We start from the raw sequence: 20,234 nt of genomic DNA on the forward strand, positions 1-20,234 counted from the left end.
ATTACTATTTATATATAACTCCATTTTTCATTACTAAAACCACGTTTTCCATTGTGTGAATATTATCTACTGGATTATCATTTACAGCAATGATATCTGCTAAAAATCCTTCAGACAACTGACCAAGTTGGCCCTCCATCTTTAGAATAATAGCGTTAGTAATTGTAGCAGACTGTATTGTTTCCATAGGAGACATTCCACCTTCAACCATATATCCAAATTCTTTCCCATTTTTACCATGTGGAAAAACGCCTGCATCTGTACCAAAAGAAATTTTAACACCTTCTTTATAGGCCATACTAAACATACCTTGAAGTTTTGTTCCAATTTCTAAAGCCTTTGGAACAATTATTTCTGGGTAATACCCTTTAACCTTTGCTTTTTCAGCTACATATTTTCCAGCTGAAAGAGTGGGCACTAAATAAGTACCATATTGTTTCATTAGTTCAGCAGTTTCTTTATTCATTAATGAACCGTGTTCTATAGTTGTTACACCCGCTATAATTGCTCGTTTCATTCCATCAATTCCATGAGCATGTGCAGCTACATCCATTCCATATTCTTTAGCTGTTTTTACAATTTCATTTACTTCTTCTTGTGTAAATTGAGGGTTCTGACCACTTTTTGCAACACTTAAAACTCCGCCAGTTGCGGTAATTTTAATCCAATCAGCTCCATTTTTATATCGCTGTCTTACAGCCTTACGAGCATCATCTACACCATTTATCACCCCTTGCTTTGGGCCAGGATCTCCCATTAAATCTTTCTTTCTACCGTTTGTTGGATCTGAATGTCCCCCTGTTGTACCTATTGCTTTTTCTGCAGTAAATATTCTTGGACCAGGAACTCTTCCTTTAGCAATTGCATTTCGCAATGAAACATTTACTCCACTTCCGCCTAAATCGCGAACAGTTGTAAATCCAGCAAGCAAAGTTCGGTTAGCAATTTCAGCTGCATTATATGCAACATCTGCATCATTCAATGTGAAAGCTTGTAAATATCGATTAGGGTTGGTTTCGCCTTCAATATGAACATGCATATCTATTAAACCCGGTAATACCGTTTTGTTTTTTAAATCGACCGTGTTATCATTTTCAGATTTTGCTTTTACAAATCCATTTAAAACACTTACAATTTTGTTATTTGAAACAACAATAGTTTTATTACTTAAAACCTCACCTTCTTTAGTATCAACAATTTTACCACAATGTAAATAATAATCCTGGGCATTTATTCCGAAGGAAATAAATAACAAACACAGTGTCAATACTAATTTCATACTTAATTATTTAATATTTCTAACTTTTTTTTCCCAATTCCAAGCTGTTAACAAAGCATCTTCCATAGATCCTTCAGTTTTCCAACCTAAAACATTATTGGCTTTTTTTGTGTCTGCATATACAGAAATTACATCACCAGGTCTTCTATCTACGATTTTATAATTTAATTTTTGATGGGTCACTTTTTCAAAAGCTTTTATCACTTCTAAAACAGAACTACCTCTACCAGTTCCTAGATTGAATACTTCGAAACTTGTAGTGTTTTTACCTTCAAGTAATCTTTTTAAAGAAATAACATGAGCTTTTGCTAAATCTACTACATGAATATAATCTCTTACACAACTTCCATCTACCGTTGGATAATCTTCTCCAAATACTGACAACTGTTCTCTAACTCCCGCTGCTGTTTGTGTAACAAAAGGAACTAAATTTAAAGGAACCCCAAGAGGCAGCTCCCCTATTTCAGATGTTTCATGTGCTCCTATTGGATTAAAGTAACGTAATGCAATTGCTTTTAAATCTGAAACTGAGCAAAGGTCAAAAATAATTTCTTCGCTAATTTGTTTTGTATTACCGTAGGGAGAAGTTGCTTTTTTTACAGGTGCTTCTTCAGTAATAGGTAAACTATCCGGTTCTCCATAAACAGTACAAGAAGAACTAAAAATAAGGTTCTTTATTTGGTGTTTTTTACATTCTTGTAAAACATAAACCAATGTATTTAAATTATTTTCGTAATATAATAAAGGATCTTCAACACTTTCACCTACTGCCTTACTTGCAGCAAAATGAATAATTCCATCTATGTCAGAGTTTCTATCAAAAAATTCTGAAACTTTCGTTTTTTCTTTTAAATCAAGTTTCTCGAATATAGGTGTAATACCCGAAATTGAATGGATTCCTTTTAAAACATCTTCAGAAGAATTAGATAAATTATCTATTATTATTACTTCAAATCCATTTTTCTGCAATTCTACAACAGTATGTGATCCAATATAGCCAAGCCCTCCAGTTACAAGTATTTTTTTCATTATTGAGTAACGAATTTAATTATGGTTTTAGTAATAAAATCAATTTGTTCGTCGTCTAATTCGGTATGCATAGGAAGAGAAATTACTTCTTTCACTAATTGATTTGTTACTTTAAAATCAGCATCATTATAACGTTCATCTACGTATGCTTTTTGAAGATGTAATGGAATAGGGTAATATACTCCACAAGGAATATCGTTTTCATTTAAATGCTTTGCTAAAGCATCTCTATCTGCACTTATAACTCTTAAAGTATATTGATGATATACATGACAGTCGCAAGAACTACAACTTTTATTTTCAGCATCACAAAAACCAGTGGGTGTTATAAGGTTTTCAATACTTGAAAATGCATTTGTATATTTTTTAGCCGCTTCTTTTCTCTTAGCATTATAGGTATCTAAATTTGGCAGCTTTACTCTTAAAACAGCAGCTTGAATTGCATCTAATCTAGAGTTTACACCTACCACATCATGATGATATCTAACATACATTCCATGATTAACGATTCCTCTAATCATATGAGCTAAATCATCATCATTCGTAAAAATTGCTCCTCCATCTCCATAACAGCCTAAGTTTTTTGATGGGAAAAAAGACGTAGAAGCAGCATGTCCAATTCCACCTGTTTTTTTCTTTGTACCATCTTTTGAAGTATAAGTACCTCCAATACCTTGGGCATTATCTTCTATTACATATAGATCATGAAGCTTTGCTAAATCCATGATTTCATCCATGTTAGCCGCTAAACCAAATAAATGAACAGGTACAATTGCTTTTGTTTTTGGTGTAATTGCTTTTTTAATAGCTTCTACATCTATATTAAATGTAACAGGATCAACATCGACTAAAACTGGTGTTAAGCCTAAAAGCGCAATTACCTCAACTGTTGCAGCAAAAGTAAAATCTGCTGTTATTACTTCGTCACCAGGCTTTAAACCTAGTCCCATCATACATATTTGCAATGCATCGGTCCCATTTGCACAGGGAATCACATGCTTTACACCTAGGTAATCTTCTAATTCTTTTTGAAATTGATGAACTTCAGGGCCGTTTACAAACGCTGTAGATTCAATAACACTCATTATTGATTGATCTACATGTTGTTTAATTTGTTGGTATTGACCTTTAAGATCAACCATTTGTATTTTTCTCACAATATAATTTTATAAAATGCTTTTCAAAATTACAAAAATTGAAAACGGCAAGCAATGTAATTCGTTAAAGAAGCGTATTTTAGCTATTATTTAAAATAAATGCGTATAATATATCATCTTTTAGTTCATGTTAGCACCTTTATTATATGGTGCTCTCAATTTTTTAATAAAAAAATGAAACTTTTTGTTTCTGGAAGAAAAGATGTATTCAAATCTCTTTCTTCTTTAACAAAGAATGACAAAACCATTTGGTTTCATTGTGCTTCTTTAGGTGAATATGAGCAAGGCGTACCAATTATGGAGGAAGTAAAGGTTTTATTTCCTGATTATAAAATCATAGTTACTTTTTTTTCTCCTTCAGGTTATGAAATAAAAAAGAATTCTTCTATTGCAGATTATGTCACCTATCTTCCGATTGACACAATTTCTAATGCAAGAAAATTTATTGAATCTGTTCATCCATCACTAGTACTGTTTGTTAAATACGAATTTTGGCCAAACTATCTTTATTATCTTCAGAAAAACAACATTCCAACCTTATTGATATCAGGTGTTTTTAGACCCCAACAATCTTTTTTTAAATGGTACGGGGGATTTATGAGAAATAGTTTAAAAGCATTTAATCATTTTTTTGTTCAGGATGAAAGTTCAAAAAGGCTACTAAATTCTTTTAACTTTAATAATGTAACTGTCAGTGGAGATACTCGTTTTGATAGAGTTCATCAACAACTAAAACAATCTAACACATTAGATTTTATTGAAAATTTTAAGCAAGACTCATTATGTTTGGTTTGTGGTAGTACATGGCCAGAAGACGATGAAGTATTATTAGGCTTTATTAATAATTGTGATATATCTATTAAGATCATAATAGCTCCTCACACTATTGATCCTTCAAAAATCAAATCTTTCAGAAATAAAATAAAAAGAAAAAGTATCTTATTTTCAGAAAAAGAAAATGAAAATCTAACTGAATACTCCGTATTTTTTATAGATACAATTGGGATCCTTACAAAAATTTATAATTATGCAGATATTGCATATATAGGTGGAGCAATGGGTAAAACTGGACTTCACAATATTTTAGAGGCTGCTACCTTTGGGATACCTATTGTTATAGGAAACCATTTTGAAAATTTCCTAGAAGCTAAAGAGCTCCAACGATTGAAGGGTTTATATTCTATTCATAATGAGATAGAGTGTAGTACTATAATTACGAAACTTACCGATGACGATGAGTTTAGATCTTCTACTGGAGAAATAGCTAAAAAGTATATCGTTTCAAATATTGGTGCTACACAAAAAACTATGAGCTATATTAAAAGTTTAAAGGAACATCAACTAGGTTAATCAGTCTTTAAATTATGAATCTGACCTTTTAAATCATTCATAGACTCTTGTAACTGTTTTAATAATCCATGATTATTTGAAGAATCTTCCAATCCAAAAGTCAGCTTACTATTTACCATCCATAATTCTTGTATTTCTTTAATTTCAACATCAATAGGTATATAGTTTTCATTAAAAGAAATTAATCTAATTTTTGAATTATCCTTCAATTTTTGAAGCTTCTTCACTAAAACCGAATCTTTTAAAACTACAATATAAATCTTACTGTCTGATGCATCAGAAATACTAGTTACGGAACGCCCTAACACCCAATCTTTAGGTTGAATATTAGGTGTCATACTATCACCTTCAACCTGAAAACCTCTATAAGTGGCATTTTTATATTGAGGTAAAGGGATATTAAACACCGGAAGAGATTGATACCATTCAACATCTTGAATATTATTTGGATATCCTGCTGCGGCTTTTTGATTTACAAGAATAATAGAATCTTCATTTTCTTGATTAGTCACTAAAACCTTAGGTGAAAGGTTTTCGTTACTTAAGGCTATTATTTTTTGATAACTTTCACCATAAAGCCATAATGGATTTATTTGATATAAATGAAGTAATTTCATCACCACCTTACCTGTGAGTTTAGTTTTACCTCTTTCTATATCGACAGTACTTCCCTTTATAGAAAGCATTTTAGCAAAGGTATGTTGTGTAAATTTTAAATCTTCTCTTACTTTTTTAAATCGTTTTGCTTCAATTGGTATTTCTAATTTCATAACCAAATATAACAACTTATTGGATTAAATCCAATAATATTATGGAATATTTCCATGTTCATGTTTTGATGATTCAAAATTGAATAATATAAACTTATGTTAAAAAAATAAGTATCTTTAACCCCTATAAATCAATAATCTATATTAAAATGAAAAAACTTATTTTGTCCCTAGCTTCATTATGCTTAATAATCTCTGTATTCTCTTGTAGAGAAACTGAAAAAAAAGCTGATGATATCACAACTGATGTTGAAGAAACAGTAAAAGAAGTTGAAAAAGAAGTTGAAGAGGAAGTTAAAGAAATTGTTGACAGCACAAAAAATACAATTGAAGAAGTTGTTGATGAAGCTGCTGAGGGAGCTCAAGAAGTAGTAGATGAAACTACTAAAAAAGTTGGCGATGCACTTAAAGATGCTATCGAAAACTAGCAACTAATTTATTTTATTTTTAAAAAGCCTCACTGAGTGAGGCTTTTTTATTATCCAATATTTTCATTTTCTGCTTAAAAATACATTTCATTGCTTACAAATGTTAAAATTTTTCTTAAGAATTTTGTTAATAACTAAATTTCTCCTGCTATAATACCAACCTTAAAGATAATGTCTTCAACTAAGCACTAATAATACCGCTGTACTAAATTTTCACTTGTTAAAGTTCTCATTTCAAAAAATATAAGCACATACATAGAAAATAAATCCTTATTTTGTAAGATTTTTCTTACATTTAATTATCTTTGTTTTTTTAACCACAAAAAATAATTAAAATGAAAAAACTTATGTTTATTTTAGCTGTAATAGCTTTCGTAGCTAGTTGCACCCCAGAATCTTTAAATAGTGACCAACAACAAATCGATAAGGACAAGTACGAAGTTCCGCCAAATGGATAGGAAGAAGCGTTTTATAAATGGGGTGTTACTTTCTTTAGTATTGACTGCAACACCTTTTCTTTTTTATATTTATAAATTGGCTCCAGTAGATTCCAAGGAATGGGATACCATTTTTGGAATATTCACCTCTGGTGGTTTTGGTAGTGTACAATCTTTTTTACATGCATTATTTACAAAAATATCATTTGTATTATTAACAGGCATTTGGTTTATTACTGCTACTAATTGGTGGAAGTATTCAATATTAGTGCCTTTTACTATGTTTTTATTTCAATTATCAGGAATAATCAACTTCCAATTACAATACATTGATGAATATGACTTCTTATATTCATTGCCTTTTATTACACCTATTATATTCTTCTTGGTATATATCTCTTATAGAATAAGCAAGAGACCTATTCTTAATACTGATCTAAAAGAAGATGTAGATGATGAGATTAGTAAAATTTTAAGTGACGAACTTTAATCAAATTTCCTCCCCTATTTTCTTAACTATTAATCGTTTACTAAAAAAATGAAAAAAACTTGAATTTTTTATTTAAAAATACTTTGCAGTTGTTTTAAAAGTTATAAATTTGCCACCGCTTTGCTATCGAAGCGATGTTCTAAAACAACCGCGAAAATAGCTCAGCTGGTAGAGCGCCACCTTGCCAAGGTGGAGGTCGCGAGTTCGAATCTCGTTTTTCGCTCATCAATAGTTTTTATTTTATAAAAATGCTGAAGTGGTGGAATTGGTAGACACGCTGGACTTAAAATCCAGTGAGCAGTAATGTTCGTACGGGTTCAAGTCCCGTCTTCAGTACAGAGAAAAAGCCTAATCAAATGATTAGGCTTTTTTATTAATATAGGCTTCTATTATCTAAACTCAATTTCTTAAGAAAACTTATTAATTACAAATCCTACCATACATATAACTATACTATTTAAATTTGCTAATTGTTAAATATATGTTAATTATATACAGACCTGTCTGTTTTATTAAAAATGATTCTATATTTGCATTATGAAAAAAGTAGGAGTAAAAGAAAGAATTATTGAAACAGCTTCCAGGCTTTTCTATTTTAATGGTTATAATCAAACTGGGATTAACCAAATAATAGCTGAAGCTAATGTTGCAAAAGCAAGTATGTATCAACATTTTAGATCGAAGGAAGATATTGCAGTGGCTTATTTAATTGCAAGACATGCAATGTGGATGGGTAAATTAAATGAATGTGTTTCAAGTCAAAATACATCCAAAGGTAAAGTCATTGGATGCTTTGATTATTTAACAAAATGGTTAAATGAAGTTAACTTTAGAGGCTGTGGATGGCAAAATATCATTACAGATTTGCCTAATGATCATACTAAAATAATGGATCAAGCAGTGCTTCATAAAAATGATGTAAGGAAATGGATCCATAACTTACTAATAGAAGAAGATCAGTACACAAATATAGAAGCAAAGGAACTAGGCGACGAAGTATTAATCCTTATCGAAGGATCAATTATATTATCGCAAATTCAAAAAAATGAATGGCCTATTAAAGTTGCAAAAAAAGCATGCAAAAAGATTTTAAATTAAAAGAACTTTAAAGTTCTTTTAATATGAAAACAAACATTAAAAAAATTGACACAAATAAAACAGACTTGTCTGTATAAAATAAAAATAATGGAAAAATTAGTCCCACCTTTTACAAAGGAAACAGCAACACTAAAAGTTCAACTTGCAGAAGATGCCTGGAATAGTAAAAATCCAGAAAAAATATCTCTGGCATATACAATTGATTCAGAATGGAGAAATAGAGATCAATTCTTCAGAGGGAGAAAAGCAATTGTCGCTTTTTTTAAACATAAGTGGAATAAAGAACAACACTATAAGCTAAAAAAATATTTATGGTCTTATACAGATAATAGAATTTCTGTTCGCTTTGAATATGAATGGAAAGATGCAACAACAAGTCAATGGAAGCGCACACATGGCAATGAACATTGGGAGTTTGATGAGGAAGGTTTAATGCGAATAAGAGACATGAGTGCTAATGATGTTGAAATTGAAGAAACACAACGAAAATTTAATTAACTATAAAAATGAAAGAAATGAAAACAAATCAAACAAGACTTTCCATTTGGAATAACAAAAGAAGATACAGATAGAAATATTCAGTATCAATTAAACAAAATGAATTAATATTTAAAACTAATAAAAATGAAAACAAATAATTTAAAATCAGTAATAGGCTTAACTCTTTTATCAATACTAGCCTTCGGAACCTTATCTTTTGAAAATCCTAAAAACAATGATTACATTGAAACAATAGAAAAAAATAAATACAATGAAACAGTAGAAAAAAATGAAAATTCTACACTTTACAAAAACGTTAATGTAAACGGAGTAAATATATTTTACCGAGAAGCAGGTGACATAAATAAGCCTACTATACTTTTGTTACATGGCTACCCTACTTCTTCACATATGTTTCGTAATTTAATAACAGACTTGTCTGTTCGTTATCATGTGCTAGCTCCTGATTATCCAGGATTTGGAAGAAGTGATCAACCCTTAATGAAAGACTTTGACTATACTTTTGATAATATGGCAAATATTGTTGAAGGCTTCCTAAAAGAATTAAAAGTTGAAAAATACAGTATCTACTTAATGGATTATGGAGCTCCTATTGGTTTTAGAATCGCAGCTAAATATCCTGAAAGAATTGAATCACTCATCATTCAAAATGGAAATGCGTATGATGAAGGTCTAAAAGACTTCTGGATTCCTATTAAAAAATATTGGAACGATTACACTGTAGAAAATGGAAAAGCTCTTGAAGGCTTTCATTCTCCAGGTGGTTTGAAGTGGCAATACACACATGGGGTTCAGGATTCAACTAAAATTAGTCCAGATAACTGGAATATTGATCTTCAACATTTAACTAGACCAGAAAATGATAAAATTCAATTAGCTATGTTTTATAGCTACAGAACCAACGTGCCTTTATATTCAGAATGGCAACAATACTTTAGAGACCATCAACCACCAACACTAATCGTATGGGGTAAGAATGATTACATTTTCCCAGCAGATGGTGCTTTTCCTTACAAAAGAGATTTAAAGAATCTAGAGTTTCACTTACTAGATACAGGGCATTTTGCATTGGAAGAGAAAGGTGATGAAATAGCTAACTACATTCTAAATTTCCTTAAGAAAAACAATATTAAATAATTAAGTGTTAGTTAATAGTAATCGGTTCGAGTTTATTTTTTTCATGATCAATAAAAAGGGTAACCCTTCTCGAACTGATTTTAAACACATCTCAATAGAAAATAAATTAAAAACATAGAAATTATGAAAAAATTAATAGCAGTATTCGTATTACTAATCATTGGAGTAAACGCTTTGGCACAACTACCAGACACCGAATTTGAGATCGATGGTGTAACAGCTATAGTAATTACAGATCCACAAAACGATTTTTTAAGTCCACAAGGAGTTACTTGGGGCGTAGTTGGAGAAAGTGTAGTAGCAAACAACACAGTAGAAAACTTAGAAACACTTTTTAAAATAGCTGAAGATAAAGGCATTAAAGTTTTTATCTCTCCTCACTATTACTACAAACATGATCACAATTGGCAATTTGAAGGAGCTTTAGAAAAACTAATGCACAACATTAATATGTTTGATCGGGGTGACCAATTAAATATAGAAGGATTTGAAGGTTCTGGTGCCGATTTCTTAGAACGCTATAAAAAGTATATAGACAAAGATTTTGTCACTGTTGTTGGACCTCATAAAGTATATGGCCCAGAACAAAACGATTTGAGTCTACAATTAAGAAAACAAAAAATTGACAAAGTTATTTTAGCTGGAATGTCTGGCAACTTATGTGTAGAATCACACATGAGAGAACTTATTGAAGACGGCTTTGAAGTAGCAATAGTAGGAGATGCAACAGCATCAGCAATTATCCCTGGATATGATGGCAATGCCGCTGCACAAACAAACTTTCGCTTTATAGCTAGTCATGTGTATAGCACAAAAGAACTTACGGATAAATTAAATAAGTAATACAACAGATCATTAATAAAAATAGAAAATATGAAAACAATAAATTGGAAAACAGCAATATTAGCAGGTATATTAGGAACTATCCTATTTGATCTTGCAGGATTATTATTAACAGGAACCTGGTGGGATATTCCAGGTACTTTAGGAGCGAAAACAGGATTAGGTTTAGCGTATGGAGTCATTGGACATTACAGTAATGGTATATTACTAGCAATATTATTTGCTGGAATAGCACCTTCACTTTGGGGACCAAAATGGTTAAGACCAATCATTTTTGTAACAGGCGAAATGATAGCTTTAGTATGGTTATTTATGTTACCTCTTCTTGGAGCAGGTGTCGCAGGACTTGAAGCCTCACCTATGATGCCATTAATAACATTTTTACGTCATTTAGCTTATGCAATCCCTCTGATCTTCTTAATTCAATACGATATTAAAGCATTGATAAGTAAATAAAAACATGGAGTATTAGGAGGCTAAATATTTCTAATACTCCTAAATTTTAATAAGAATGGGACGTCCAGCAAAAAAGCCAAAACCTTACGAAATGGTTTTTACATCGAAATAAGAAATAAAAATTCAAATGCGGTTGTGAAAATTAGAAGAGATAATAAGTACCAAATGTTATTTGCTGCCAAGAACTATGGACGAAATAAAAAAGGTATCCTGTTAGGTGAGATTAAAACGGGAAACTCATAAACCAATAAAACACAAATAAATCAAAAAAAACGATGAATACTATTAAGACAAAGACTTTAGAACCAAAAACAATTGAAAACTCAGATTCAATATCTAGTAAAATTCTAAGAACAGCGCAAAAAGAAATGGGAATGATTCCCAATATGTATACAGGTATGGCAAATAACACAGCTTTATTAGAGGGTTATTTTTATGCATACAATTCATTTAGGGCAAATTCAGGATTTTCATCTAGAGAGCAAGAAGTTATCTTCCTTTCTGTGGCTTATGAAAATGACTGTGATTATTGTATGGCTGCGCATAGCTTTGTTGCAGACAATTGGAGTAAAGTACCTGTTGAAGTAACAAATGCTATTAGAAGTAATTCAGAAATCCCGAATGAAAAGCTGAAAGCATTGAGCCTATTTTCAAGACAGATGACAGTAAAAAGAGGACTTCCTTCTGAAGATGATATTAATAATTTTCTAAGTGCTGGTTATACTGAAGAAAACATTTTAGGAGTAATTTCTGGCATAGGTGTTAAAACCATGAGTAATTATTTTAATCATGTGTATAAAACACCTGTTGATGATGCTTTTTCTAGTAGAGTTTGGACAAAGCCAAATTAATAAAAAGGAAAAGATAAAAAAACTTAATTAATTACAAGGATCATGAAATTAAAATTTTTATTATTTCTATTATCGGTTATCATTTTAAATAGTTGTAAAAACGTTAGCTATCGAAATATAACTGATGTATCAAGAATTACCAATAATCAAACTCTGATAGATTCTTTGATGAAGGTATCCTATGAACGTGGTGTTTTTAATGGAAATATCCTCGTAGCAAAGAACAATAAAATAATATATCAAAATGAGTTTGGATATTCAGATGGCTCAAAATCAAAAGAGCTTAATCCAAACTCAATATTTAACCTTGGATCTATAGGAAAAGAATTCAACGCTGTCGCTATAATGATGCTAAAAGAAAAAGGATTACTTAATCTAGATGATAAAATCTCGAAATTTGAAATGCATCTTCCAGAATGGTCAAATACTATAAGTATTAATCATCTTCTTCAGTATACTAGTGGATTGCCAAGAGTGAATTGGAGGAGTGTTAAAAATGAGAAAGACATTTTTGTTGATTTAAGTAAGATTAAACAGTTGAAATTTAAACCTGGTTCTGGTTATACTTATAGTATTAATAATATTATTCTTCAAAGAAAGGTTATTGAAAAAGTATCAGGAATGAGTTTCATTGATTTTGTAGAGTCAAACATTCTTAGTCCAAGTAATATGAAAGATGCTCTTATTGACCCAAGAAGTGATAACCCTCAATTGGCAACACCATTTAATAATGATTTCATTAATGATAAGCCAATGGATATTGAAATCACAGGTTGGGTTCATCCTACTGTAAATGATATGTACAATTGGATTGTAAGTTTACATTCTGGAAAGTTAATTTCTGAAGAATCTTTAAATCAATTATTCAATTCGTTCTCTGAAAGTAGCGAAGCAGCATTAGGAGGCGGAAAATTTAAAAACAATAGGTTACTTATTCATCAACATCAAGGGTCATCTTTCAACTACGAATCTTTTATCCATTATAATGCAAAAGAAGATTTGGTAATCGTTTTAATGACTAACAATAAAAATTTTAAACTACGGGAAATTGCTGAATCCATTGAAAATATTTCGAAAGGAAATTCCTTTTTAATACCTCAAAAGTCTGTTTATCTTACGATAAGACAAAAATGCTATGATGATGTAAATGAAGGGATACAATTCTATAAAACCTTAAAAAAGAACTATCCAGACACGTATAATTTTTCAAATGAAACTGAATTAAATCGAGTAGGCTATAAATTAGTTGAGAAAAATCAGATCGAAGACGCAATTGAAATCTTTACACTGAATGCACATCTTTTCCCTAAAAGTAGTAACGCACTTGACAGTCTAGCGGAAGCCTATGGATTGTTTGGAATGACTCCTGAATCCCTAAAAAATTATAAAATTTCGCTAAGACTCAATCCGAATAATACAAATGCAAAAAAACAAATAGAAAGGCTTAAAGAGAGTTTGAAAAATTAAAAGAGAATAAACACCATGGCTAAAAATTTTGCAGAAATAGCATTTACAGATGCGGTTAAAAAATTACAGGGGAAGTACGGTAGTCGTAAAAGCTATGAGCGCATGGAAAAATTTAGTATGATTGATGGATTGACTGATAATGAGATCACATTCATTGAAAACCGGGACAGTTTTTATTTGGCTTCAATAGGTGCAAAAGAATTCCCATATATACAGCATCGAGGAGGTCCAAAAGGGTTTTTAAAGGTATTGGATTCAAAACGCCTTGGTTTTATTGATTTTATAGGAAATAGACAATACGTTTCTGTGGGTAATATGGCAACCAATAATAATGTGTCTCTTATTATGATTGATTACCCTTCTAGATCACGGTTAAAAATATTTGCAAAAGCGGAGACTGTTGAGCTTGATGATAATTCTGAATTATTTAAAACATTAAATCTAGACAACTACAAGTTTCGCCCAGAACGTATGATGGTGTTTCATATCGAAGCCTATGACTGGAATTGTCCACAACACATTACACCACGATATACTGTTGAAGAAATAAATGCTGCTTTTACACCTCAAAAAGATTATATCGTAAGACTTGAGGCAGAAATAAAAGAATTGAAAGAACAAATCAAATGATTAGACAAATTTTAGAACTAAAAAATAATTAAAAGTTATGAAAGAATTTAAAAACAAGATAGCCATAATAATTGGTGGTACTAGTGGTATAGGCTATGTAACAGCTAAAGCCTTATTAGATCAAGATGCAATAGTGCATATTGTCGGTAGAAATATTGATAAAGTTGAAGACGCTCCAAACTTAATAAAACATAAAATAGACATTACAAAAAATAACGACGTACAAGAGCTGATTAACACTATCGAAAAATTCGACGATTTAGATTATCTCGTTAACGCTTCAGGCATCTTTTTACCAAAGCCGTTTTTAGAGCATACCTCTGAAGATTATAATGCTTATTTAGATTTAAATAAAGGGTTCTTTTTCATCACACAAGCAGTCGCAAAAAAAATGAAAGCAATGGGTGGTGGTTCTATTGTTAATGTTGGATCTATGTGGGCAAAACAAGCCGTTAAAGCAACTCCATCATCAGCTTATTCTATGCAGAAGGCAGGATTACATTCCTTAACACAACATTTAGCTATGGAATTGGCGGACTTCAAGATTAGAGTGAATGCAGTTTCTCCAGCCGTTGTAAACACCCCTGTATATCATACTGTTTTTGGCGGCAAAGAAGAAGCCGATAAAGCACTAGAAGGATTTCACAACTTCCATCCTATTGGTAGAAATGGAACAGCCGAAGATATTGCTAATAGTATCGTATTTCTGCTATCAGACAAAGCATCTTGGGTTACGGGAGCCATTTGGGATACAGACGGTGGTGTGATTGCAGGAAGAAATTAAATTTACGGAAGTAATTAATACCCGGAAAACTTAGCACAAAAAATGTAATAGTTTAGAATCGATTTAAAACATAGTAAAAATGAAAAATGCAATTAAATTATTTTTGAGAAGTGCAATTTCTATTGGATTTTTATCTGCAATTGCAGATAGATTCGGGTTTTGGAACATAGAAGTGTCAGCATGGGGAGACTGGAACAGCTTTTTAGATTATACGCAATTAATAAAAAGTCAAAATTCGTTTTAAAAGGACAACTTTATACTGAATTAAATGACAACTTAGAGGCAAGAGTTCCTAAAGAACATAATGTTTCTAATATGAGTAAACGTCTTTTTATTGGAGATAGAACAAATTTAGAATTAAGAGAGTTTTATTTCTATACTAGCATTAAAAACAAATTACGATTAACTATTGGTAAACAACAGATCGTTTAGGGAGAAACCGACGGTTTAAAACTATTAGATGTTGTTAACCCTCAAAACTTCAGAGAGTTTATTTTAGATGATTTTGAAGATAGTCGGATTCCGCTTTGGTCAATAAAAGCAGAATTCGACATAAAGAATATTGGGGTACAAATTGTTTGGATTCCTGACAATACATATCACATTACACAAGATTTTGATGCGCCTTTTTTTACCAAAAGTTTATTTCAATCTTCTCCTGAAGGTGTTTCAGTAGTGTTCAATAAAACTTTGAAGCCAAATCGTTTTATAGCAGATTCAGATATTGGTCTTAAATTAAATACGTTCACAAAAGGTTGGGATTTATCCTTAAACTATTTTTATTACTTTGACGATTTACCAGTCTTTTACAGTGAACTAGATGTTTCAGAAACCAACAATCCCTTTTTGGAAATAAACCCAAAATTTCAACGACAACATTTGATTGGGGGCACGTTTAACAAAGTGTTTGGGTCTTCTACGGTTAGAGGTGAAGTTGCATATATAATTGATCAAAATTTTTCGTCTACAAATTCAACTGCCAATCTTGGGATCGAAACTAGTAATGTATTTAAATCTGCCATTGGAATGGATTATATAAAAGGCGAAAACATTATTAGTGCGCAATTATTTACAGATATCATAACCGATGATATTTCTCCTTACAATCGAGATAAATTTGAAACCAATACATCTTTAAAAATTTCCAGAGAAATGATGAACGATAATCTTAGTGCCGAGGTCCTCTGAGTCCATAATGCAAATCATGGTGATGGTTATGTAATGCCACAATTGAGTTATTGGTTAAACTCGAGCTCACAACTATTCTTTAGTAGTGCTATTTTTTATGGCAACGAAAATCACCTATTTGGTCAATTTAAAGACAGAAGTAGAATTTCCGCAGGAATGCGTTGGGGGATCTAAAATCTATTTCTTAGATTTAACTGAAGTCTTTTTAACCAACATTCGCTTAACTTCATTAAGGCTTCTAAAGGAGTTAACGTATCAATGTCGATTTCTAATATTTCTTCTCTTAAATTTTCTAATAATGGAGCGTACAATTTTACTCAATGATATTCCTTCCTATTTAAATAACGCACTACTTTTTTAGCAGACATTGTTCTGGGGAATATTTAGGGGACTATCAAATTTTCAAGAACGATTTTTATGTCTTCAGGTATCATAATAATAGGTTTAAATATCTTTTTTTAAGAATATTTACTGTACAATTATAATATAATATTAATTTTATAAGAAAGTTTTCAACACACAATACTAGTTTGTAAAATAGTTTTGCTGCTCGTTCATCGGAAAAATAATACAGTTCGTCGTAAATAAATGATTATTCCCTATAAATTACACTTTATATAATGATTACGTTAATATTTCATATTATCCTCATTATTTTTATTAAAATAGATACAGTAAATTGCGTATACAATAACTTTATTAATTAATTCATTTAACATTATGGAAAAAATTTTCACACAGTTCTTGGATCTTCCAAAGACAATCAACAGCAAACTTCCAATGAATAGTTTTAATGCAATGGTTGAAGACTCAGAACAAAATGTCGCAAAATGGGTAGGAACTTTCTACACCGTTTCTGCTCTTGTTATTTTAATCACCTCATTGTTATATGTACTATCTCCTATTTGGAGTGGTGGTATAGGTGAAGGAATTGGTATTGTAGGCAATGTCCTTGCAATACTTATCTGGGCTTATGCAGCGTTCCCTATTGCACAGGTCGTAAGATCCACAGGGGATAGTTTAGCTGAATCTAAAAGCGGAATAGTAGATTTTGTATTTAGAGACCTGGCAGTTGCCAATATTAAATTGTTAGGCCATGTTGCGGCATTAGTTGCTTTATTCGGTGCGCTTTGCATGACAATAACTTGGGCTACTTCGCTTAACGTTTCCGGAGGCTTCATGACAGATTGGATTGCTAATATTGATTACGCATATGCGCTTCCAATGGCGGCTGTAACTGAATTAACAGATCTTTTAAATCTTCAATTTATTGGTGGAATTTTTGCTGATTGGTCTGGTTGGGATCCCACTATGTCTGCTGGAGATCATTGGAGTGTTAGTGGTTTGTATTCTGTATTATGGGAATATATAGGAGTATTAGCAATTCTAGCGAAATTATATGTTTCTTTAGCAATATATTATTTCTTCTATGAAATTATAAGCAGTTTAGTTAAATGGATAAAAAGTCCATATTTACCTTTTAGAACAAATTAATATAATAAAAATATATTAATTGATTTTAGGCGCGATTTTAATAAATCGCGCCTTTTTTTATCTTATTATTATTTAAGTTATAAACAATAATTTACTTCTTAAACTTAACAGAAGTCTTCTTTACCAACATTCGTTTAATTTCATTCAGCTTCATTAATGCTTCCACAGGAGTTAGAGTATCAATATCGATTTCTAATATTTCTTCTCTTAAGTTTTCTAATAAAGGGTCGTCTAGTTTAAAAAAGCTGAGCTGCATTTCCTCTTCTGACAAGGCTTTCATCTTATCGGTAAGCTCTTCAGAAGAATGGGATTTTTCAAGGCGCTTTAATATTTTCTCTGCTCGTTGTATAACTTGCTTAGGCATCCCAGCCATTTTTGCTACATGGATTCCAAAGCTATGGGCAGAGCCACCTGGCACTAATTTCCGAAGAAAAAGTACATTATCTTTTAATTCTTTTACCGAAACATTGTAGTTTTTAATACGATCAAACGTTTCGGTCATTTCATTTAATTCGTGGTAATGCGTAGCAAATAATGTTTTAGCCTGCGATGGATGTTCATGTAAATATTCACTAATTGCCCATGCAATTGAAATTCCATCATAGGTGCTGGTGCCTCTTCCTATTTCATCTAATAAGACTAAACTTCGATCTGATATATTATTTAATATACTCGCTGCTTCATTCATTTCGACCATAAAAGTAGACTCACCCATCGAAATGTTATCACTGGCTCCTACCCTAGTAAATATTTTATCTACCACTCCTAAACGAGCTTCTTTTGCAGGCACAAAACTTCCGATTTGTGCTAACAAAACAATCAAGGCTGTCTGTCGTAAAATGGCTGATTTACCACTCATATTTGGGCCCGTAATCATAATAATTTGTTGCATCTCTCTGTCCAGAAATACATCGTTTGGAATAAACGGTTGATCGGGCGGTAATTGCTTTTCAATCACGGGATGCCTTCCTTCTTTAATATCTAAATCGAAAGAATCATCTAGTAAGGGGCGTGAATAATTGGAAGACTTTGCAAGAGTAGCAAAGGAACACAAACAATCTAATTGTGCTATTAAACTTCCGTTTTGCTGTACGACTCCAATAAATTGAAGCATCCAATCAATTAATTTCGAAAATAGTTCCTGCTCAAGTGCAGCAATCTTTTCTTCAGCTCCAAATATTTTAGCCTCGTATTCTTTTAATTCTTCTGTAATATATCGCTCAGCATTTACTAGGGTTTGCTTTCGAATCCAATCCTCAGGAACTTTATCCTTATGTAAATTTCTAACTTCTATATAATATCCAAATACATTATTCGATGCAATTTTTAAAGATGTGATCCCTGTTCGTTCAATTTCTCTCGCCAACATGGTATCTAAATATTCCTTTCCTCCGGAAGAAATAGCTCTAAGTTCATCTAAGGTTTCAGAAAAACCTTCCGCTATTGCATTTCCTTTTAAAACACTAACTGGGGCTTCTTCATTTAAAGTTTCTTTAATTTTTTCTCTTAATATCTCACACGCTTGAAGTTGTTCTCCAATAATTTTTACAGATTCATTTTTTGAAGCAATAGCTTGCGCTTTAATAGGAATAATAGCCTCTAGAGAATTTTTAAGATGAATTACTTCTCTCGGACTTACTTTACCAGTAGCAACCTTTGAGATGAGTCGTTCTAAATCGCCAATTTTTTTAATTTGTGCTTTAACTTTATCTAAAAGAGTTTCATTTTTCAAGAAATAACTCACTACTTCATGACGACTAATAATTTTATCTTTATTCTTTAATGGTAATGCAACCCATCGTTTCAACAATCTTCCACCCATAGGTGAAATTGTTTCGTCAATAACATCTAATAAAGTCACTGCATTTTGAGAATTACTATGGTATAATTCCAGATTACCCATGGTAAATCGGTCCATCCAAACATATTCATCTTCAGCAATGCGAGAGATCTTTGCAATATGCTGTAATTTACTATGTCGTGTTTCACTTAAATAATGTAACGATGCACCTGCAGCAATAATTCCTTCTTCTAGATGTTCAATTCCAAAACCTTTAAGTGATGTGGTATTAAATTGATTGTTTAAAGTTTCAATGGAATAATCTTTCTGAAACACCCAATCTTCTAGATGAAATACTTGAAAACGATCTCCAAAATTTTCTGAAAAAAGTGCTCTTTTCTGTTTAGAAAATAATACTTCTGAAGGGTTAAAGTTTTGAAGTAACTTATCTATATATTCTGAATTTCCTTGTGAAGTTAAAAACTCCCCTGTTGAAATGTCTAAAAATGAAACTCCTATTTGTTTTTTTCCGAAGTGAATTGCAGCTAAAAAATTATTAGACTTCGATTGAAGAATATCATCGTTTAGTGCTACTCCTGGAGTTATTAATTCTGTAACTCCTCTTTTTACTATATTTTTTGTTTGTTTTGGATCTTCAAGTTGATCACAGATTGCAACTCTACACCCTGCCATTACTAATTTTGGTAAATAGGTATTCACAGAATGATGAGGAAATCCTGCTAACTCAATTTTATCGCCTCCATTGTTACGAGCAGTTAAGGTGATGTTTAAAATTTTAGCTGCTCGAATGGCATCTTCCCCAAAGGTTTCATAAAAATCACCCACTCTAAATAATAATAATGCATCAGGATATTTAACCTTGATGGCATTATATTGTTTCATTAAAGGGGTAACTTTTTTAGTCATATTTTCAATAAAAATGAATAGCTAATTTAAATATAATAGACTGTTTTTTAAAGCGCATATCTATGAAGTTTTAGAAAGTTTTTCACATTTAAAAAAATACATCAACTATCTTTGTATTTCTATAAGAAATATATCGTT

Annotated in this window: 21 protein-coding genes and 2 tRNA genes; 18 read left to right on the top strand and 5 right to left on the bottom strand. The window is 31.4% G+C overall.

Annotated features, from left to right (window positions below):
* Positions 1–4: 4 nt before the first annotated feature.
* The 3 genes from ABXT64_RS03460 to ABXT64_RS03470 are packed head-to-tail and all read right to left on the bottom strand — an operon-like array spanning position 5 to position 3,465.
* The gene (locus ABXT64_RS03460) at positions 5–1,279 is read right to left on the bottom strand and encodes an amidohydrolase family protein (protein WP_443633994.1); all 1,275 of its coding nucleotides are present in this window, start codon (positions 1,277–1,279) and stop codon (positions 5–7) included.
* A gap of 6 nt (positions 1,280–1,285) precedes the next feature.
* Positions 1,286–2,308, bottom strand: coding sequence for a UDP-glucose 4-epimerase GalE (gene galE, locus ABXT64_RS03465; protein WP_443633995.1), 1,023 nt, complete (start codon positions 2,306–2,308; stop codon positions 1,286–1,288).
* On the bottom strand, positions 2,308–3,465 hold the full coding sequence (locus tag ABXT64_RS03470; protein WP_443633996.1) for a DegT/DnrJ/EryC1/StrS family aminotransferase: 1,158 nt from the start codon (positions 3,463–3,465) through the stop codon (positions 2,308–2,310). The genes galE and ABXT64_RS03470 overlap by 1 nt, the downstream gene beginning before the upstream one ends.
* Positions 3,466–3,639: 174 nt before the next feature.
* Here ABXT64_RS03470 and ABXT64_RS03475 point away from each other — a divergent pair, with 174 nt between their 5' ends.
* On the top strand, positions 3,640–4,815 hold the full coding sequence (locus tag ABXT64_RS03475) for a 3-deoxy-D-manno-octulosonic acid transferase (RefSeq protein ID WP_443633997.1): 1,176 nt from the start codon (positions 3,640–3,642) through the stop codon (positions 4,813–4,815).
* Here the strand turns inward: ABXT64_RS03475 and ABXT64_RS03480 are convergent.
* A complete protein-coding gene (locus ABXT64_RS03480) occupies positions 4,812–5,585 on the bottom strand; it encodes a LexA family transcriptional regulator (RefSeq protein ID WP_443633998.1) in 774 nt (257 codons plus the stop codon). The genes ABXT64_RS03475 and ABXT64_RS03480 overlap by 4 nt on opposite strands.
* Positions 5,586–5,734: 149 nt before the next feature.
* Here ABXT64_RS03480 and ABXT64_RS03485 point away from each other — a divergent pair, with 149 nt between their 5' ends.
* From ABXT64_RS03485 to ABXT64_RS03565, 17 genes are all read left to right on the top strand, one after another.
* Positions 5,735–6,013: a hypothetical protein gene (locus ABXT64_RS03485; RefSeq protein WP_443633999.1), complete on the top strand. Its 279-nt coding sequence runs from the start codon at positions 5,735–5,737 to the stop codon at positions 6,011–6,013.
* Between the two features lie 335 nt (positions 6,014–6,348).
* Positions 6,349–6,471, top strand: coding sequence for a hypothetical protein (locus ABXT64_RS03490; RefSeq protein WP_443634000.1), 123 nt, complete (start codon positions 6,349–6,351; stop codon positions 6,469–6,471).
* Positions 6,464–6,940: a hypothetical protein gene (locus ABXT64_RS03495; RefSeq protein ID WP_443634001.1), complete on the top strand. Its 477-nt coding sequence runs from the start codon at positions 6,464–6,466 to the stop codon at positions 6,938–6,940. The genes ABXT64_RS03490 and ABXT64_RS03495 overlap by 8 nt, the downstream gene beginning before the upstream one ends.
* Positions 6,941–7,090: 150 nt before the next feature.
* Positions 7,091–7,163 (top strand) — tRNA-Gly (locus ABXT64_RS03500).
* A 27-nt stretch (positions 7,164–7,190) separates the two neighbouring features.
* A tRNA-Leu gene (locus ABXT64_RS03505) sits at positions 7,191–7,276 on the top strand.
* A 201-nt stretch (positions 7,277–7,477) separates the two neighbouring features.
* Complete coding sequence (locus ABXT64_RS03510) at positions 7,478–8,038, top strand: TetR/AcrR family transcriptional regulator (RefSeq protein WP_443634002.1); 561 nt, start codon at positions 7,478–7,480, stop codon at positions 8,036–8,038.
* An 87-nt stretch (positions 8,039–8,125) separates the two neighbouring features.
* Positions 8,126–8,536, top strand: a complete 411-nt coding sequence (locus tag ABXT64_RS03515; protein ID WP_443634003.1) for a nuclear transport factor 2 family protein — start codon at positions 8,126–8,128, stop codon at positions 8,534–8,536.
* Positions 8,537–8,662: 126 nt separating this feature from the next.
* The gene (locus ABXT64_RS03520; protein ID WP_443634004.1) at positions 8,663–9,676 is read left to right on the top strand and encodes an alpha/beta fold hydrolase; all 1,014 of its coding nucleotides are present in this window, start codon (positions 8,663–8,665) and stop codon (positions 9,674–9,676) included.
* Positions 9,677–9,799: 123 nt separating this feature from the next.
* Entirely contained in the window at positions 9,800–10,519 is a 720-nt protein-coding gene (locus ABXT64_RS03525; protein ID WP_443634005.1) for a cysteine hydrolase, read from the top strand.
* A gap of 30 nt (positions 10,520–10,549) precedes the next feature.
* Positions 10,550–10,975, top strand: a complete 426-nt coding sequence (locus ABXT64_RS03530) for a hypothetical protein (protein WP_443634006.1) — start codon at positions 10,550–10,552, stop codon at positions 10,973–10,975.
* Between the two features lie 275 nt (positions 10,976–11,250).
* Positions 11,251–11,826 carry a carboxymuconolactone decarboxylase family protein gene (locus ABXT64_RS03535; RefSeq protein WP_443634007.1) on the top strand — a complete coding sequence of 192 codons (576 nt, stop codon included), beginning with the start codon at positions 11,251–11,253 and terminating at the stop codon, positions 11,824–11,826.
* Between the two features lie 42 nt (positions 11,827–11,868).
* Positions 11,869–13,293 carry a serine hydrolase gene (locus tag ABXT64_RS03540; protein ID WP_443634008.1) on the top strand — a complete coding sequence of 475 codons (1,425 nt, stop codon included), beginning with the start codon at positions 11,869–11,871 and terminating at the stop codon, positions 13,291–13,293.
* A 15-nt stretch (positions 13,294–13,308) separates the two neighbouring features.
* Positions 13,309–13,923, top strand: coding sequence for a pyridoxamine 5'-phosphate oxidase family protein (locus ABXT64_RS03545; protein ID WP_443634009.1), 615 nt, complete (start codon positions 13,309–13,311; stop codon positions 13,921–13,923).
* Positions 13,924–13,960: 37 nt separating this feature from the next.
* A complete protein-coding gene (locus ABXT64_RS03550) occupies positions 13,961–14,707 on the top strand; it encodes an SDR family NAD(P)-dependent oxidoreductase (protein WP_443634010.1) in 747 nt (248 codons plus the stop codon).
* 180 nt (positions 14,708–14,887) lie between these two features.
* A complete protein-coding gene (locus ABXT64_RS03555; RefSeq protein ID WP_443634011.1) occupies positions 14,888–15,139 on the top strand; it encodes a hypothetical protein in 252 nt (83 codons plus the stop codon).
* A gap of 258 nt (positions 15,140–15,397) precedes the next feature.
* The gene (locus ABXT64_RS03560; protein ID WP_443634012.1) at positions 15,398–15,895 is read left to right on the top strand and encodes a DUF1302 family protein; all 498 of its coding nucleotides are present in this window, start codon (positions 15,398–15,400) and stop codon (positions 15,893–15,895) included.
* A gap of 720 nt (positions 15,896–16,615) precedes the next feature.
* On the top strand, positions 16,616–17,389 hold the full coding sequence (locus ABXT64_RS03565; RefSeq protein ID WP_443634013.1) for a hypothetical protein: 774 nt from the start codon (positions 16,616–16,618) through the stop codon (positions 17,387–17,389).
* 91 nt (positions 17,390–17,480) lie between these two features.
* Here the strand turns inward: ABXT64_RS03565 and mutS are convergent, their stop codons facing one another.
* Positions 17,481–20,096 carry a DNA mismatch repair protein MutS gene (mutS, locus tag ABXT64_RS03570; protein ID WP_443634014.1) on the bottom strand — a complete coding sequence of 872 codons (2,616 nt, stop codon included), beginning with the start codon at positions 20,094–20,096 and terminating at the stop codon, positions 17,481–17,483.
* Positions 20,097–20,234: the final 138 nt, after the last annotated feature.

This window comes from Candidatus Marifrigoribacter sp. Uisw_064, from assembly GCF_047730175.1.
Classification (GTDB): Bacteria; Bacteroidota; Bacteroidia; order Flavobacteriales; family Flavobacteriaceae; genus Marifrigoribacter.